At 67.3% G+C, this 15627-nt stretch carries 15 protein-coding genes; 7 read left to right on the top strand and 8 right to left on the bottom strand.

The window, feature by feature from the left end; translation table 11 throughout:
- Positions 1-231: 231 nt before the first annotated feature.
- The gene (locus ACODRW_RS16075; RefSeq protein WP_488906169.1) at positions 232-1041 is read right to left on the bottom strand and encodes a phytanoyl-CoA dioxygenase family protein; all 810 of its coding nucleotides are present in this window, start codon (positions 1039-1041) and stop codon (positions 232-234) included.
- A 119-nt stretch (positions 1042-1160) separates the two neighbouring features.
- Here ACODRW_RS16075 and ACODRW_RS16070 point away from each other — a divergent pair, with 119 nt between their 5' ends.
- Complete coding sequence (locus ACODRW_RS16070) at positions 1161-2093, top strand: LysR family transcriptional regulator (protein WP_227108180.1); 933 nt, start codon at positions 1161-1163, stop codon at positions 2091-2093.
- A 35-nt stretch (positions 2094-2128) separates the two neighbouring features.
- On the opposite strand, the gene ACODRW_RS16065 is transcribed toward ACODRW_RS16070, so the two are convergent.
- From ACODRW_RS16065 to arfB, 4 genes are all read right to left on the bottom strand, one after another.
- Positions 2129-2740 carry a 3'-5' exonuclease gene (locus tag ACODRW_RS16065; RefSeq protein ID WP_107799232.1) on the bottom strand — a complete coding sequence of 204 codons (612 nt, stop codon included), beginning with the start codon at positions 2738-2740 and terminating at the stop codon, positions 2129-2131.
- The gene (locus ACODRW_RS16060; protein WP_019101381.1) at positions 2737-2943 is read right to left on the bottom strand and encodes a hypothetical protein; all 207 of its coding nucleotides are present in this window, start codon (positions 2941-2943) and stop codon (positions 2737-2739) included. Before ACODRW_RS16060 ends, ACODRW_RS16065 begins: the two co-directional genes overlap by 4 nt.
- Before the next feature lie 77 nt (positions 2944-3020).
- Positions 3021-4643, bottom strand: a complete 1623-nt coding sequence (locus tag ACODRW_RS16055) for a methyl-accepting chemotaxis protein (protein ID WP_488906168.1) — start codon at positions 4641-4643, stop codon at positions 3021-3023.
- Between the two features lie 82 nt (positions 4644-4725).
- Entirely contained in the window at positions 4726-5133 is a 408-nt protein-coding gene (gene arfB, locus ACODRW_RS16050) for an alternative ribosome rescue aminoacyl-tRNA hydrolase ArfB (RefSeq protein ID WP_081544746.1), read from the bottom strand.
- Positions 5134-5300: 167 nt separating this feature from the next.
- On the opposite strand from arfB, the gene ACODRW_RS16045 reads away from it, so the two are divergent.
- Positions 5301-6482: a GGDEF domain-containing protein gene (locus ACODRW_RS16045; protein ID WP_235088809.1), complete on the top strand. Its 1182-nt coding sequence runs from the start codon at positions 5301-5303 to the stop codon at positions 6480-6482.
- Position 6483: 1 nt separating this feature from the next.
- Here ACODRW_RS16045 and ACODRW_RS16040 read toward each other — a convergent pair whose 3' ends face one another.
- Positions 6484-8019 (bottom strand): thioredoxin family protein, encoded by a 1536-nt coding sequence (locus ACODRW_RS16040; RefSeq protein ID WP_488906167.1) that lies wholly within the window; start codon positions 8017-8019, stop codon positions 6484-6486.
- Positions 8020-8171: 152 nt separating this feature from the next.
- On the opposite strand from ACODRW_RS16040, the gene ACODRW_RS16035 reads away from it, so the two are divergent.
- A complete protein-coding gene (locus tag ACODRW_RS16035) occupies positions 8172-9401 on the top strand; it encodes an amidohydrolase (RefSeq protein ID WP_488906166.1) in 1230 nt (409 codons plus the stop codon).
- 31 nt (positions 9402-9432) lie between these two features.
- On the opposite strand, the gene ACODRW_RS16030 is transcribed toward ACODRW_RS16035, so the two are convergent.
- Both ACODRW_RS16030 and ACODRW_RS16025 read right to left on the bottom strand, forming a co-directional pair.
- A complete protein-coding gene (locus tag ACODRW_RS16030; RefSeq protein ID WP_486637112.1) occupies positions 9433-10617 on the bottom strand; it encodes an acetyl-CoA C-acyltransferase in 1185 nt (394 codons plus the stop codon).
- A gap of 10 nt (positions 10618-10627) precedes the next feature.
- Complete coding sequence (locus ACODRW_RS16025) at positions 10628-11029, bottom strand: MerR family transcriptional regulator (RefSeq protein WP_019101375.1); 402 nt, start codon at positions 11027-11029, stop codon at positions 10628-10630.
- Positions 11030-11165: 136 nt separating this feature from the next.
- Between ACODRW_RS16025 and ACODRW_RS16020 the strand changes: the two genes are divergently transcribed.
- The 4 genes from ACODRW_RS16020 to ACODRW_RS16005 all read left to right on the top strand — a co-directional run bounded on the left by ACODRW_RS16020 (position 11166) and on the right by ACODRW_RS16005 (position 15621).
- A complete protein-coding gene (locus tag ACODRW_RS16020) occupies positions 11166-12014 on the top strand; it encodes a 3-hydroxybutyryl-CoA dehydrogenase (RefSeq protein WP_488906165.1) in 849 nt (282 codons plus the stop codon).
- Positions 12015-12065: 51 nt separating this feature from the next.
- Positions 12066-13568: a CoA-acylating methylmalonate-semialdehyde dehydrogenase gene (locus ACODRW_RS16015; protein WP_107799239.1), complete on the top strand. Its 1503-nt coding sequence runs from the start codon at positions 12066-12068 to the stop codon at positions 13566-13568.
- A gap of 13 nt (positions 13569-13581) precedes the next feature.
- Entirely contained in the window at positions 13582-14742 is a 1161-nt protein-coding gene (locus ACODRW_RS16010; protein ID WP_488906164.1) for an acyl-CoA dehydrogenase family protein, read from the top strand.
- Positions 14743-14838: 96 nt separating this feature from the next.
- The gene (locus ACODRW_RS16005; protein WP_488906163.1) at positions 14839-15621 is read left to right on the top strand and encodes an enoyl-CoA hydratase; all 783 of its coding nucleotides are present in this window, start codon (positions 14839-14841) and stop codon (positions 15619-15621) included.
- Positions 15622-15627 lie beyond the last annotated feature (6 nt).

The following is a 15627-nucleotide window of genomic DNA, read 5'->3' as shown; positions in this document are numbered from 1 at the left end:
ATGGTGCAAAGCACCGCGTCTCCAAGCTCGACTTCAGGAGAAAAACGCTGAGCCAACCCATCACCTTGCGCCCGGCCGTCCGCGGCGACCTCGCCTTCCTACTGGCGCGCCGCCTTGGAACTCAGCGTGCTGGAGCGTAATCCGGCGCGACGGCTCTACCTGCGCCTAGGCTTTGTCGATATCCAATACGCCGACGGCGAATTCCTGATGCGCTGGACCGCCTGACAGACCTCAGGCCGCCGGCCACAGCACCGGAAACCAATCCTCGCGCAGGCGCTGGCCCGGCCTCATGCCGTGCTCCGGATACGGCGGCGAGGTGCGTCCCGGACGCTCGGCGTAACGCGCGTCGTCGCCCAGCCAGCGCAAGGACAGCGCCCGCCGCCGTCCGCCGCCGGGATTGCCGCGCGCGCCGTGCACGGTGCGGAAATCGAACAGCACCGCGTCGCCCGGCTCCAAGGCCCACTCCAGCACCCGCATGCCCGACTCGCTGTCCGGATCCGGCGCGTCGCGGTAGCGGCGCGCGTCGCCCTCGTAGAAGCCGGAATCGTCTTTCCAGCGCACCGGCCGCACCCATTCCTCCCAGCGATGCGAACCGGCGACCAGCCGCAAAGTGGCTTCGCGCACCGGGTCCACCGGAATCCAGAAACTGGCGGTCTGTTCGCCGTCGACGAAGTAATACGGGATGTCCTGATGCCAGGGCGTGGGCTTGTGGGTGCCGGGCTCCTTGACCAGCACATGCTCGTGGAAGAATTGCGCGCGGGTCGAGCGCATCAGGGTAGCCGCGGCCGCCGCGGCCGGCGACTCCGTCACCACCGCCTCGAACTCGGGAATACGCCGCCAGTTGCAATAATCCTCGAAGAAGGAGCCCGGCTCGCCGGCGGCGACCACATTGCCGGCATAGGGGCCGGGCGCATGCAGATTACGCTCGATGCCGGCGGCGATGACATCCACCCAATCGCGGAACAGGCCGCGCAGGCAGATGGCGCCGTCGCGCTGAAAGGCGGCGATGTCGGCGATAGACATTTCGGGACAGGCTGACATGGGCTTCTCCTCCTCTTGTATGGATACACACCGCCACTGCGGGCGACTGCCCTCACTATCAGCGCAAGTCCATGCCAAAATAAAATAATATGTTTTGATAATTCTCCTCGGAAAAAGCGATGAAGCTGACCTTGCGTCAATTGCGCTACGCGCTGGCCGTGGCCCGTCACGGCGGCATCAGCGCCGCGGCCGAACGGTTGAACGTCTCCCAGCCGGCGGTATCCGCCGCCGTCGGAGAGCTGGAAGGCATCCTGGGACAGGCCTTGTTCGTGCGCACCCGCGGCTCCGGCATGGCGACGACGCCGTTTGGCCGGCAAGCGCTGGCGCAGGCGCGGCGGACCGTGGAAGCCGCGATGGCGTTGGAGGGGCTGGCCGACGGCGCGGACGCCTTGGCCGGGGAATTGGCCTTAGCTTGCTTCGAGGATCTGGCGCCCTACTGTCTGCCGCCCTTGCTGCGCGCGCTGCGCGAGCGGCATCCGTCCTTGCGCGTGGAGCCGCGGGAGTGCGGCTTCGACCTGATCGGCCCGCAATTGCTGCAAGGCGGGCTGGACGTCGCCATCAGCTACGATCTGGCGCTGCCGCCCGCGCTGGCGCTGACCGAACTGCGCACGCTGGCGCCCCACGCGCTGCTGGCGGCCGATCATCCGCTGGCGCGAAACGAACAGGTGGGCTTGAGGGAGTTATGCGAATGGCCGCTCTTGCTGACCGAGCAGGCGCACAGCGGCCCGCATTTTCTGGACTTGCTGCGCATGCACGGCCTGCGGCCGGCCCGGCTGGAATCGGTCCGCAGCCTTGAGCTGCAACGCGGCATGGTGGCTCACGGCCTGGGCGTGGCCATCGCCTACACCCGGCCCAGCGGCGACCACAGCTATGACGGCCGGCCGCTGGCGCTGCGCCCCATCGCCGATCCGCTGCCAGCGCAACGCATCGTGCTGGCCTGCCTCCGGGAGCGCGCGGAGACGCCGGCCGTCGCCGCCTTGCGCGAACGGGCGCTGGCCTGGTTCGAGGCCAGACCGGAATTTGGCGTCGTCGCGCCAGACGAAGGCGGCTGAGATTTGCGCCGCCTCATCACGACGCGAACCGCGGTTCAGCCGGCCTGGGCTTGCAGATACTGGCCTATCTTGGCCGCGCTGATCTTCTGCATGCCGCACAGCTGGCCGTGCTCACACAGATGCGCGCCATAGCGGCTGCTCAGTTCGCCCTGCAAATGCGATAGCAAATGCGCGGCCATTTCCGCGTCGGCCAGCGCGCGGTGGGCGCGGCCGGTGTCCGGCAGGCTCAGCCAGCGCGCCAAAGTGCCCAGCTTGTGGTCCGGCGCCTGCGGCAGCACCCGGCGCGACAGCAGCAGGGTGCAGGCGAAGTCCTGGCTGCGCGACAGGCCCAGCTGGGCCAGCTCGTAATCCCAGAACTTGCGGTCGAAGCTGGCGTTGTGAGCGGCCAGCGGCGTGTCGCCGACGAAGCGCGCCGCTTCGGCCATAGCCACCGCCGGCGGCGGCGCGTCGCGCAGCATCGCGTTGCTGATGCCGGTCAGCCGCTCAATCATCGGCGGAATCCACACCCCGGCGTTGATCAGGCTTTGGTAACGGCCGACGATGCGGCCGTCCTCCAGCAGCGCCACGCCGATTTCGGTGGCGCGACAGTCGCGTCCCGGGGACGCGCCGTTGGTTTCGAAATCGATGACGGCGATGCGTCGACTCATTTCAGCGCCGCCCGCGCCGCCTCTTCCGGGCTCAGGCCGTCGTAGTACTGGTCGGTGTACCACTCCGCCTGTTCCTCGATATGCTCCTGCGCCTCCGCCACCGTGGCGCCGGCCGCCACCAGATGGGTTTCCACCTCGGCGCACCATTCCAGCAACGCGCGGGTTTCCTCGTCCAACTCGTCTTGTTTTTGTTTCTTGGCCATGGCCGAATCCTCACATCGCTTTCGCGTGTCGAAAAACCGTGCATTCTACCCGCGCCGGCCGTGACGGCCAAACCGGATCAGACCCGCATATGGCGGATGGACTCGCTCAGTTCGCCAAAATGGCCGCGCAGCTGCAGCAATTCGTCCTGCACCTGCCCTACCGAACGGCTGGTGGTCCCGGCATGCTGGGTCACCGCGTCGACGTTGACCAGGATTTGCGCGCCGGCCTCTTTTTGATTGTCCAGCAGCCGGGAAATATTGCGGATGCGCTCCTCCGCCACCCCGGCCTGGCGGCCGATCTGGTCCACCATGCCGCCCAGCTGCTTCACCAGCTCCACGCCCTGCTCCACCTGGCCTACGCCGTTTTCCATGCCGCTGACCACTTGCTCCGAGGTGGCTTGCAGCTGGGAAATGACGTTGACGATGTCCGCCGTCGCCTGCGAAGTGCGCTCCGCCAGCGCGCGCACCTCGTCGGCCACCACGGCGAAACCGCGGCCGGATTCGCCGGCGCGCGCGGCTTCGATGGCGGCGTTCAAGGCCAGGAGATTGGTTTGCTCGGCAATGCCGCGGATCGAATCCACCATGCCGCCTATCTTGCGGATGTCGCCCTCCAGCAATTGCACGCTGTTGGCGCTGTGATGAATGGTCTGGGCCAGGTTGCCGATATTGCCCACGGTCTGCTGCACCGCCTTGCTGCCCTCGCTCGAGCATTGACCCACTTCGCCGGCGATCCGCAAAGTGCTGTCGGCGTGCTCGGCCACGCTGGCCAGGTGGTCGGCCAATTGCTGGATGGCGCCGGCCATGGACTGCGCCGAATCGGTTTGCAGCCGGCTGGCCTGCTCCACGCTCTGGGTGAGCTGGGAAATCTCGTCGACGGAGTCTCCCAGCGCGCCGGAAGTCTGGCCCACCTTGCCGACAATGCCTTGCAAGGTGTCCATCAAGGTGTTGAATTCGCCGATGGCGGCGCCCAGCTCGTCGCGCCGCCCCGCCTGCGCGCGGATGGACAGATCGCCGCTGCGCTCTATGCGTTGCGCCGCGTCCTTGAAACGCTCGATCGGCGGCAGCACCGAACGCGCCACCCACCAGCACAGCAAGGCCATCAGCAAGGCCGCGGCCAGCGCCGCGACGATGATGAGCACGGCGGCCACGCCCACCTGCGCCACCGTGCTGTCGTTCTGCCGCCGCGAACCGTTGTCGATGGCGTCGGCCAGTTTTTCCATCTTGTCTTCCAGCAGCGCGAAGTCCTGCTGGAAATCCTTCAGCTTGGCCGTCGCCTGTTCCGGCTGGTCGAAGCCGACCGCGACGATGGCGGCGGCGGCCGCGGTGTAGCGCTCCACCACCGGCAGGATCTGCTGCAGCAAGGCGCGGGCGTCGGGATCGTTGATCTTGTCCTGGTTTTCCTTCATCGCGCCGAGAAAGCGCTTGCGGTGCTCGTCCACGTCCTTGCGGATTTCCGTCAGCGCGGCGCGATCGCCGTTCTTCTGCGCCAGCATCAGCGCCAGAACGTCGCCGTGCACCGCGTCGTGCATCATGTCGGCGTCCATCTGCCGGCGCACCGCGCCCTGGCTGTCCAACAATTCATTGATGCTGCGCGCCAGGTGCGCCGTGCTTTGGTAGCCGACCGCGCCGATCAGCAGGCAGGACACCACTATGCCGAAAGCCAGCAGCTGCAGCTGCGCCCTAATCGTCAAGCCTTTCATCGCGGCCCCTTTGCCTCAATATTAATGCCCACAGCATTAACACTAATACATTCCCGCGATTCCGCCGAAGCAATTGGGCCGGCTATAGATCCACTTTGCCGCGCAGGGACTTGACCTCGCCGCGCCGCGTCTTGCCGGCCAGCCGCCGCTGCTTGGAGCCGTAAGTGGGTTTGGTGGCGCGGCGCGCCTTGGGGATGTGGCTGGCGGCGTCGACCCAGGCCTGCAGGCGCTGCAGCGCGTCGGCGCGGTTCAATTCCTGAGTGCGGTGCTGCTGCGCCTTGATCACCAGCACCCCGTCCTTGTTCAAGCGTTGGTCCGGCTGGGCCAGCAGCCGCTCGCGCAGCCATTCCGGCAAGGAGGAGGCGCGCACGTCGAAGCGCAGGTGCACCGCCGATGACACTTTGTTGACGTTTTGCCCGCCCGCGCCTTGCGCGCGCATCGCGCTGAATTCCACTTCGCGCTCGCTGATCGGATACCGCGGCTTGTCCATGATGCAGACCAACAATCAAAAGAGATAATTGTAGCGCACCCGCCGCATCCCATGGCATGGGGAGGCGTTTTATTTCAGAGTGAAATTGTATGAATATCAATAGACTGCTATTGTCGTGCGCTTGCCTGGCCGATACCCTGCCAGACGCTCCTTGCCCATAGAACACGATGTCATTTTTCCTCGACCCACGGACAACGCTGGCTTGCACCGCCGGCTACAGCCTGGTCATCTCCCTGGTCACCTTCCTGTTCTGGCGACGCAGCCAGCGCCAGCCCGCCGTATTGGCGCTCGCCATCGGCGGCCTGCTGGACGCGGCGGCCGGCCTGCTCTACCTGGCCCCGCTGGATCTGGACCCCGCCTTGATCTCCATCGGCGCCAAGCTGTTGATCCAGCTGGCCGCCTTGCAGGTGCTGATCAGCATCGAGCGTTTTTACAATCATTCCAGCCAATACAGCCTGCCCTTGGGACTGGCCTTGATCTTCATTCCGCTGCTGCTGTTCGCCCACGACGGACTGGCGCATTCGGCGCTGGCCCGCCACGCCATCTTCTCGCTGGGCGGCTGCCTGCTGTGGGGGCTGATTGCCTGGCGGCTGTGGCAGGCGGAACAAGACAGCCCGCGCGCCGGCAAATCCCTGGCCTCGGCGCTGGCGGTGCTGACCCTGCTGCTGGAGCTGACGCAGTTGGCGCTGGCCCTGTCTTCCGGACAGCCGGAAATGGAAGTGGCCAGCCAAAGACAGAATCTCTTGCTGCTGATGACGCAGTGGTCCGGCTACGGCGTGGTGGTGTGCCAGCTCTACCTGGTGTACGAACGGGCGATGGATCAGTTGTTGCAGCAATCGCGCAGCGACAGCCTGACCCGCTTGCTGAACCGGCGCAGCTTCGACGAGGAGGCGGTGACGGCCTTCCGCCTGGCTCAGCGCGAGCGGCGCGCCTTGTCGCTGATCGTGCTGGATCTGGACCATTTCAAAAGCATCAACGACCGCCACGGCCACTTGGCCGGCGACCAGGCGCTGACCGCGCTGGCGGACTGTCTGCGCCGGCAGGCGCGGCAGACCGATCTGATCGGCCGCCACGGCGGCGAGGAGTTTTGCATTCTGCTGCCGGACACCGGCCGCGAGCAGGCGGCGCAGGTGGCGGAGCGCTTGCGCGCCGCCATCGCCCGCATCGAACTGCCGCTGCCGGACGCCGGCGCGCGGCTGCGTTTCACCGCCAGCCTGGGCGTGGCCTGTCTGAACAGCAGCCACGCCTCGCTGGAAAGCCTGTTCTGCGAGGCCGACGCCATGCTCTACCAGGCCAAGCATCACGGCCGCGACAAGGTGATGCTGTCGGCGCTGCCCGCCGCCGGTTGACTCAAGAGCGAGCGGACTGCGCCAGGCCCTCGCACACCGGCTTTTGCGGATCGCCGGCCGGCAGCTTGCCGCACACCTCGTCCAGCTGCCCGGCCAGCCGCGCCAGCGCCGCCGCCTGCTGTTGCTGCCGGCCCCAGGCTTTAAGCCGGTTCACCGCTTTTTCCAGCGAGCGCCGATTGCGCTCGTAGAAGGCGCTGGGCGTGCCGCCCGCTTCCTTGAAAATGGCGCTGGCGGTGCTCTCTATCCGTTTCTCGTCTCCCGGCGCCAGCTCAATCGCCCCGCTCAGATAGCTGACGCCCCATTGCAGCCGCGTGGCCGGGCCGTTGGCCGCTTCGTAAGCCTGCCGATACCAGTCCAGCGCCGCGGCCTTGTCGCCGCGCTGCTTGGCGTTGGAGGCCAGGATCAGCATGTGGTAGTACGGCGCGTGGGAGCGGCTCAGTTCCGCCTTCAGCAGCGCGTCGGATTCGTCCAGCCAGCCGGCTTGCGTCAGCAGGTCGGCGCCGGCGGTGATCACCGCCTGGCGTTCGTAAGGATTGCCGGTGGCCTTGTCCGCGGCCGCCACCCGCTGTTTGACTTCCTCGCGCAAGGATCGCGGCAGCTCGCCCTTGGGCTGGTTCAGACGCGCCAGCGCCAGCCGCGACGACAAGGCGCCCAGGCGGTCCGCGGTGGACAAGCCCGCGTCCGCGGCCAGTTTTTCCAGCGCGGCGTTCCACTGCGCCGCCAAGGCCTGGCGCTCCGCCCCGTCCGCGCTCAGCGCCTTGACGATGTCGGCGGCGCTATTGATCAGGATGTCGGCGTTGGCGCGCGGCTGCGCCAAGGCGGCGCGCGCGACGCTCAAGCCTTGCGCGCGGTCCGGCGCCGGAGCGTCCTCGCCGGCAGCCGCTGCCAGCGCTTTCAGCTTCAGCCGCAGCGCGGTGGCCGCCGGCTGCGCCGGCGCCTTGTCCGCCAAACCCGCCAGCGTCGCCGCCACCTGTTTCTCCGGCACGATCTGCGCCTGATCGGTGTCCCAGGAATAATCCGCCAGCAATTGCCAATCGCCGTCCGCCAGCTTGTCCCCGGCCAAGGCCGCCTGCAGCAGCGCCTTCACCGGCCGCGCCGCCGCCAGCCCCAGCTCCAGCGTGCGCAGATAGCGCTCCGGGTCCACCTCGCCCGGCAGGCGAGTGATCTCGGCGCCGTCCGGCCGGAACAGAATCATGGTCGGGTAGCCGCGCACTTTGAATTCGCTGCCCAGTTTTTGCGCGTCCGGGCTGTCCCCGTCCAGGTAGACCGGCACGAACTGGCGGGTGCGGGCGATGAAGTCCTGGCGGTTGAAAATGGTGGCCTTGACCTGGTTGCACGGCGGGCACCATACCGCGCCCCAGTACAGGAACAGCGGCTTGTTTTCCGACTTGGCCTTGGCGAAGGCCGCCGCCACATCGCCCTGCAGCCAGGCGATGCCGGGCGGCAAGGCGTGGCCGTCAACCGGCGCGGAGGCCGCCTGCGCCGGCAAGGCCAGGCTGGCGGCGACAAAAGCCAGCGAGATCAAGGTAAGCTTCATCGCAGAATTCTCTTAGAGTTGGTTTGTCGAACCATGCTAACGCAATTATTCGAACGTAATAAAGTGCAATCCCTTCTGTGCTTAGCGATAAAAAATCCATTGTCGCGCGCGCGCCGCGCGACGCCGCCACTCCAGCCGCAAGGACACCGCGCATGACCGCCCTACCCGCCTACTGGCTTGGCCCCTTATTGCTGGAAGACGGCTTCGAACGCGACGCCGTCGGCCAGATCGTCGCCACCGCCACCCGCCGCGCCCATTTGCTGATCGCCGACGGCCGCATCGCCGAACTGCGCTTCGACGCGGCCCCGGAAGACGGGCGGCCGCGCCGGGACGCACGCGGCTGGCTGGCGCTGCCGGCCTTCGCCGACATGCACATCCACCTGGACAAAGGCCATTACGGCGGGCCTTGGCGCGCCGCCACGCCCTTCGTCAGCGTGGCGGAGCGCATCCGCGAGGAACAAGGTTTCCTGCTGGATTTCCTGCCGGACACCCGGCGCCGCGCCGAAGCGCTGCTGGACCTGATCGCCGCCGACGGCGTCGCCTTCGCCCGCGTGCATTGCAATGTGGACCCGGTGGCCGGTCTCGCCACCATGGAGCAAGTGCGTCTGGCGCTGGACAGCCGCAAGCATTGGCTGGATTACGAGCTGGTCGCCTTCCCGCAGCACGGCCTGCTGTCCGGCGGCACCCTCAAGCTGATGGACCAGGCGCTGGCCTCCGGTTTCGATGTGGTGGGCGGGCTGGACCCGGCCAGCGTGGACGGCGACATCGAACGCTCGCTCCACGCCACGCTGGAGCTGGCGGTCAAGCACGGCGCGCCGGTGGACCTGCATCTGCACGAGCGCGGCGAGCTGGGCGCCTACACGCTGGAACGGCTGGCGCGGCTGAGCGAATCGGCCGGCCTGGCCGGCCGGGTCAGCGTCAGCCACGCTTACTGTCTGGGGGAACTGGAACCGGCCCGGCTGGACCAGGTGTGCGCGGCGCTGGCCGCCAGCGGCATCGCCATCGTGTCGGCGGCGCCCATCGACGTGCCGATGCCGCCGCCGCGCGTCCTGGCCGCGCACGGCATTCCGCTCAACCTGGGCAACGACAATATCAACGACCACTGGACACCCTACAACAGCGGCAGCATCGTCGAGCGCGCCAGCCGTCTGGGCGAGCGCCACGGCTGGAACGATGAATACTCGCTGAGCCGCGCCTTGCGCCACATCAGCCGCGGCCTGACGCCGCTGGACGACGCCGGCCGCCGCGTGTGGCCGCAAGTCGGCGACGCCGCCGATCTGACCCTGGTGGACGCCTGTTGCTCCGCCGAGCTGATCGCCCGCCGCAAGCCGGTGCGCGGCGTGCTGCGCGGCGGCCGGCCGGGCTGGTGGGCCGAGGGCTAAACCCAACCAAGCTTCGCCGCCTGAAAAACTCTTACAGCAACTCCAGCGCCATCGCCGTCGCCTCGCCGCCGCCTATGCACAGGCTGGCCACGCCGCGCTTGCCGCCTCGCTGACGCAGCGCCGACAGCAAGGTGATGATGATGCGCGCGCCGGAGGCGCCGATGGGGTGGCCCAGCGCGCAGGCGCCGCCGTGGACGTTGACCTTGTCGTGCGGCAGGCCCAAGTCCTGCATCGCCGCCATGGTCACCACGGCGAAGGCTTCGTTGATCTCGTAGAGATCGACGTCGCCGGCGCTCCAGCCCGCCCGGGCCAGCAGCTTGCGGATCGCCTCCACCGGCGCGGTGGTGAACCAGCCCGGCTCCTGGGCGTGGGTGGCGTGGCCGACGATGCGGGCCAGCGGGCGGAGGCCGCGGCGCGCCGCCTCCTCCGCCGTCATCAACACCAGCGCGGCGGCGCCGTCGGAAATGGAGCTGGCGTTGGCCGGCGTCACCGTGCCGTCCTTCTTGAACGCCGGTTTCAGCGTCGGAATCTTGTCGACATTGGCCTTCAAGGGCTGCTCGTCGGTGTCCACCACCTGCTCGCCGCCGCGGCCGCTGACCGTCACCGGCGCGATCTCGTCGCGGAACAGGCCGTCGCGGATGGCTGCCTGGGCGCGGTTCAGCGAGGCGATGGCGAAGGCGTCCTGGGCCTCGCGGCTGAAGCCGTACTTCTCCGCGCACCATTCGGCGAACACCCCCATCAGCTTGCCCTTGTCGTAAGCGTCCTCCAGGCCGTCCAGGAACATATGGTCCTTGATTTCGCCATGGCCCAGGCGCAGGCCGGCCCGCGCCTTGGTCATCAGATAGGGCGCGTTGCTCATGCTCTCCATGCCGCCGGCCACCATCACCCGCGCGCTGCCGGCGCGCAAGAGATCATGGGCCAGCATCGCCGCCTTCATGCCGGAGCCGCACATCTTGTTGACCGTGGTGCAGTTCACCGCCAGCGGCAGGCCCGCGCCCAGCGCCGCCTGACGCGCCGGCGCCTGGCCCTGACCGGCCGGCAGCACGCAGCCGACGATGGCTTCGTCGATGTCCGCCGCCGGCACGCCGGCGCGCTCCACCGCGGCCTGGATCGCCGCCGCGCCCAGCTCCGCCGCCGTCTTGGCCGCCAAAGCGCCCTGGAAGCCGCCCATGGCGGTGCGCGCCATGCCCACGATCACGATGTCTTGCTGTTGCATTGCTCACTCCTCAAGTCGATTGCCGGGCATCCGCGCCGCGCTTGTCCAGCGTTTTCTCGCACTGATGCCGCAATTGGGAAATTTCGCTCAATACCACCTTGATGTCTTCCATCTGCTCCAGCAGCTGCTGTTCCTTGCGTTGCAGGATGCGGATGAATTCGTGCAGCTGCGGCGCGTCGTCGCTGGCCGCGTCGTAGAGCGCGAACAGCTCGCGGATTTCCTGCAGGGACAGGCCGATGCGCTTGCCGCGCAGAATCAGCATCAGCCGCACCCGGTCGCGCCGGCTGTAGATGCGGCGCTGTCCCGCCCGCAACGGCTCCAGCAATTGCTGGTCTTCGTAAAAGCGGATGGTGCGCGTGGTCACGTCGAACTCCTGCGCTAATTCGGTAATGCTGTAGGTCTGCTCCGCCATCTTCCTCTCCCGCCTCCCCGGCGCCGCCGGACCATTCGCGCAACATTCGCCGTTGCGCTTGTCATTGTTGATTGACGTTAACGTAAACGTCAAGCTATCTTGAATACAGCATAGAGCAAATAGTCGAGGAAACAACATGCAAGCCAAAATCGCAGTGGTGGGCGCCGGCACCATGGGCAACGGCATCGCCCAGGTCTTCGCCAGCCACGGTTACGAAGTGCGCCTGGCCGACGTCAGCCAGGCCGCGCTGGACAAGGGCCTGGCCGCCGTCGCCTCCAGCCTGGCGCGCCTGGTGAAGAAGGATCAGCTGGCCGAGGCCGACGTCCCCGCCATTCTCGCCCGCATCCAGACCACCACCCGCCTGGCCGATCTGGCCGACCGCGACCTGGTGGTGGAAGCCGCCACCGAGAACGCCGCAGTCAAGGAAAGCATCTTCCGCGAACTGGCCGCCGTGGTGCGCCCAGACGCGGTGCTGGCGTCCAATACCTCGTCGATTTCACTGACCCGCATCGCCAGCTGGGTCAGCCAGCCGGAGCGCGTGGTGGGCATGCATTTCATGAACCCGGTACCGGTGATGCAGCTGGTGGAAATCATTCGCGCGCTGCAAACCGGCGACGCCGCCTACCGGCTGGTCTACGAATTGAGCCAGGCGCTGGGCAAGACCCCGGTCACGGTCAAGGATGCCGCCGGCTTCGTTTCCAACCGGGTGCTGATGCCGATGATCAACGAGGCCGCTTTCACGCTGTACGAAAACCTGGCCAGCGCCGAGGACATCGATACCGTGATGAAGCTGGGCATGAACCACCCCATCGGCCCGCTGGCCTTGGCGGACCTGATCGGCCTGGACACCTGCCTGTCCATCATGGACATCCTCTACACCGAATTCCGCGACAGCAAATACCGCGCCTGCCCGCTGCTGGCCCAACTGGTGCAGGCCGGCCACCTGGGCCGCAAGAGCGGCAAGGGCTTTTACAGCTACGCCTGAGCCGGCGCCGCCGGCAACGGGCTTTATTCAAGATCAGACGGAGGCAGCACCATGACCCAGGCAGTCCCCACCATCAAATTGCTGATCGGCGGTGAATTCGTCGAATCCCGCAGCGCCGAATGGCGTGACATCGTCAACCCGGCCACTCAGGAAGTGCTGGCGCGGGTGCCGATGGCCACCCAGGACGAAGTCGACGCCGCCGTCAGCGCCGCCAAGACCGCCTTCGCCGGCTGGAAGAAAACCGCCATCGGCGCGCGCGCGCGCATCTTCCTGAAATACCAGCAGCTGATCCGCGAGCACATGAAGGAGCTGGCGGCGCTGCTGACCGCCGAGCAAGGCAAGACCCTGGCCGACGCCGAGGGCGACATCTTCCGCGGCCTGGAAGTGGTGGAGCACGCGTCCGCCATCGGCAATCTGCAACTGGGCGAATACGCGGAGAACGTCGCCGGCGGCGTCGACACCTATACCGTGCTGCAGCCGCTGGGCGTCTGCGCCGGCATCACCCCGTTCAACTTCCCGGCGATGATTCCGCTGTGGATGTTCCCGATGGCCATCGCCACCGGCAACACCTTTGTGCTCAAACCGTCGGAACAAGACCCGATGGTGACCATGCGCCTGGTGGAGCTGGCGCTGGAAGCCGGCATCCCGCCCGGCGTGCTCAATGTGGTGCACGGCGGCGAACAGGTGGTCAACGCGCTGTGCGACCACCGCGACATCAAGGCGGTGTCCTTCGTCGGCTCCACCAAGGTGGGCACCCATGTGCACCAGCGCGCCAGCCTCAACGGCAAGCGCACCCAGTGTATGATGGGCGCCAAGAACCACGCCATCGTGCTGCCGGACGCCAATAAGGAACAGGCGCTGAACCAACTGGCCGGGGCCGCTTTCGGCGCCGCCGGCCAGCGCTGCATGGCGCTGTCGGTGGCGGTGCTGGTGGGCGAGGCCCAGCAGTGGATACCGGAGCTGGTGGCCAAGGCGCGCGGCCTGAGCGTGGGCGCCGGCAAGGACAACCCGGACCTGGGCCCTCTGATCTCCTGCGCCGCCCGCGAACGCGTGGCCGGCCTGATCGGCCGCGGCGTGGAAGAAGGCGCGCGCCTGGAACTGGACGGCCGCGACATCCAGGTGGCCGGCTACGAGCGCGGCAACTTCGTCGGCCCCACCATCTTCTCCGGCGTCAAACCGGAAATGAGCGTCTACCACCAGGAAGTCTTCGGCCCGGTGCTGTGTCTGATGGCGGCGGATTCGCTGGACGACGCCATCGCCATCGTCAACGCCAACCCCAACGGCAACGGCACCGCGGTGTTCACCCAGAGCGGCGCGGCGGCGCGCAAATTCCAGGAGGAGATCGACGTCGGCCAGGTGGGCATCAACGTGCCCATCCCGGTGCCGGTGCCGCTGTTCAGCTTCACCGGTTCGCGCGGCTCCAAGCTGGGCGACCTCGGACCTTACGGCAAACAGGTGGTGCTGTTCTACACCCAGACCAAGACCGTCACCAGCCGCTGGTTCGACGACGCCGCCAGCGGCGGCAAGGTCAACACCACCATTTCGCTGCGCTGACCGGGAGCCCGCCATGGATTTCGCACTGACCGAAGAACAAATCGCCTTTCAGGACAGCGCCCGCGACTTCGCCGCCAGCGAGCTCGCGCCGCGCGCCGCCGAATGGGACGAAGAGGAAACCTTCCCGCTGGAGGTGATCCGCCGCAGCGGCGAGATGGGCTTTCTCGGCCTGTACACGCCGGAAGCCTACGGCGGCCTGGGCCTGTCGCGGCAGGACTCCGCCATCGTCTTCGAAGAGCTGGCCGCCGGCTGCACCTCCACCGCCGCCTATCTGACCATCCACAATATGGTCAGCTGGATGATAGCCAGCTTCGGCAGCCCGGAACTGGCCGAGCGCTGGGTGCCGCGCATGGTCAGCGGCGAGCTGCTGGGCAGCTACTGCCTGACCGAGCCCGGCGCCGGCTCCGACGCCGCCTCGCTGAAGACCCGCGCCGAGCGCAAGGGCGAGCACTACGTGCTCAACGGCTCCAAGATGTTCATCTCCGGCGCCGGCAGCACCCAGGTGCTGGTGGTGATGGCGCGCACCGGCGGCCCCGGCCCCAAGGGCGTGTCCGCCTTCGTGGTGCCGGCGGACGCGCCCGGCGTGCAATACGGCAAGAAAGAGAAAAAAATGGGCTGGAACAGCCAGCCCACCCGCGCCATCACCTTCGACAATGTGGAAATCCCGGCCGCCAACCGGCTGGGCGAGGAAGGCCAGGGCTTCGCCTTCGCGATGAAGGGCCTGGACGGCGGCCGCATCAATATCGCCACCTGCGCGGTGGGCACCGCCCAGGCCGCGCTGGCCGCCGCTCAGCGCTATGTGCAGGAACGCCAGCAATTCGGTCAGCCGCTGGCCGAGCTGCAAAGCGTGCAGTTCCGGCTGGCGGACATGCTGACCGAGCTGGTGGCCGCGCGGCAGATGGTGCGGCTGGCGGCGTGGAAACTGGACCAGGCCAGCCCGGACGCAGGCGCTTATTGCGCCATGGCAAAGCGGCTGGCCACCGATTTGAGTTTCAATGTGGCCAACAACGCGCTGCAACTGTTCGGCGGCTACGGCTATCTGAAGGACTTCCCGCTGGAGCGCCATGTGCGCGACCTGCGCGTGCACCAGATTCTGGAAGGCACCAATGAAGTGATGCGGATGATCGTGGCGCGCAAGCTGTTGCAGGACGGCGCGCTGGAAACCCTGCGCTGAGCGAAGCCGGGAATATCCCTGATGCTGCGTTGCGCCGGCTCGCCGCGGGGTTTTCCGGCCTCCCTCATCCACACCGAATCCATAAAGGCATACGCTATGAACCACTACGCCCACCTGAACCTGGAAAAACGCGGCCACACCGCCGTGATCACCATAGACAATCCGCCCGCCAACACCTGGAACCGCGACAGCCTGAGCGCACTGAAGCGGCTGGTGGCGGACCTGAACGCCGACCGCGACATCTACGCGCTGGTGATCACCGGCCAGGGTGAGAAGTTCTTCTCCGCCGGCGCCGACCTCAAGCTGTTCGCCGACGGCGACAAAAAGGTGGCCACCGAGATGACCATGCTGTTCGGCGAGGCCTTCGAGGCGCTGTCCGCCTTCCGCGGCGTCAGCATCGCCGCCGTCAACGGCTATGCGATGGGCGGCGGCCTGGAGTGCGCGCTGGCCTGCGACATCCGCATCGCCGAAGAACAGGCGCAAATGGCGCTGCCGGAAGCCGGCGTCGGCCTGCTGCCCTGCGCCGGCGGCACCCAGAACCTGCCCTGGCTGGTTGGCGAAGGCTGGGCCAAACGCATGATTCTGTGCGGCGAGCGCATCGACGCGCGCACCGCCGAGCGCATCGGCCTGGTGGAAGAAGTGGTGGCCAAGGGCCAGGCGCTGGACGCCGCGCTCAAGCTGGCGGAACAAGCCGCGCGCCAGTCGCCGTCCTCGGTGGCGGTGTGCAAGCAACTGGTGCAGCGCGCGCGGCTGCAGCCGCCGGCGCACAATCTGATCCACGAGCGCGAAGGCTTCATCAAGCTGTTCGACACCCAGGACCAGGGCGAAGGCACTCGCGCCTTCCTGGAAAAACGCGCGCCGCAATGGAAGAACGCCTGACCCTCA

The sequence above is a fragment of the Chromobacterium sp. FG89 genome, from assembly GCF_057808735.1.
The sequence above is the reverse complement of the archived record's forward strand: the minus strand, read 5'-3'. Positions and strand labels throughout refer to the sequence as shown.

What these genes read in the sequence shown, in the direction of transcription:
- ACODRW_RS16055 (WP_488906168.1), bottom strand. Translation starts at nt 4,643, where the DNA reads ATGAAAGGCTTGACGATTAGGGCGCAGCTGCAGCTGCTGGCTTTCGGC.
- ACODRW_RS16060 (WP_019101381.1), bottom strand. Translation starts at nt 2,943, where the DNA reads ATGGCCAAGAAACAAAAACAAGACGAGTTGGACGAGGAAACCCGCGCG.
- ACODRW_RS16010 (WP_488906164.1), top strand. Translation starts at nt 13,582, where the DNA reads ATGGATTTCGCACTGACCGAAGAACAAATCGCCTTTCAGGACAGCGCC.
- ACODRW_RS16035 (WP_488906166.1), top strand. Translation starts at nt 8,172, where the DNA reads ATGACCGCCCTACCCGCCTACTGGCTTGGCCCCTTATTGCTGGAAGAC.
- arfB (WP_081544746.1), bottom strand. Translation starts at nt 5,133, where the DNA reads ATGGACAAGCCGCGGTATCCGATCAGCGAGCGCGAAGTGGAATTCAGC.
- ACODRW_RS16020 (WP_488906165.1), top strand. Translation starts at nt 11,166, where the DNA reads ATGCAAGCCAAAATCGCAGTGGTGGGCGCCGGCACCATGGGCAACGGC.
- ACODRW_RS16025 (WP_019101375.1), bottom strand. Translation starts at nt 11,029, where the DNA reads ATGGCGGAGCAGACCTACAGCATTACCGAATTAGCGCAGGAGTTCGAC.
- ACODRW_RS16040 (WP_488906167.1), bottom strand. Translation starts at nt 8,019, where the DNA reads ATGAAGCTTACCTTGATCTCGCTGGCTTTTGTCGCCGCCAGCCTGGCC.
- ACODRW_RS16045 (WP_235088809.1), top strand. Translation starts at nt 5,301, where the DNA reads ATGTCATTTTTCCTCGACCCACGGACAACGCTGGCTTGCACCGCCGGC.
- ACODRW_RS16065 (WP_107799232.1), bottom strand. Translation starts at nt 2,740, where the DNA reads ATGAGTCGACGCATCGCCGTCATCGATTTCGAAACCAACGGCGCGTCC.
- ACODRW_RS16070 (WP_227108180.1), top strand. Translation starts at nt 1,161, where the DNA reads ATGAAGCTGACCTTGCGTCAATTGCGCTACGCGCTGGCCGTGGCCCGT.
- ACODRW_RS16075 (WP_488906169.1), bottom strand. Translation starts at nt 1,041, where the DNA reads ATGTCAGCCTGTCCCGAAATGTCTATCGCCGACATCGCCGCCTTTCAG.
- ACODRW_RS16030 (WP_486637112.1), bottom strand. Translation starts at nt 10,617, where the DNA reads ATGCAACAGCAAGACATCGTGATCGTGGGCATGGCGCGCACCGCCATG.
- ACODRW_RS16015 (WP_107799239.1), top strand. Translation starts at nt 12,066, where the DNA reads ATGACCCAGGCAGTCCCCACCATCAAATTGCTGATCGGCGGTGAATTC.
- ACODRW_RS16005 (WP_488906163.1), top strand. Translation starts at nt 14,839, where the DNA reads ATGAACCACTACGCCCACCTGAACCTGGAAAAACGCGGCCACACCGCC.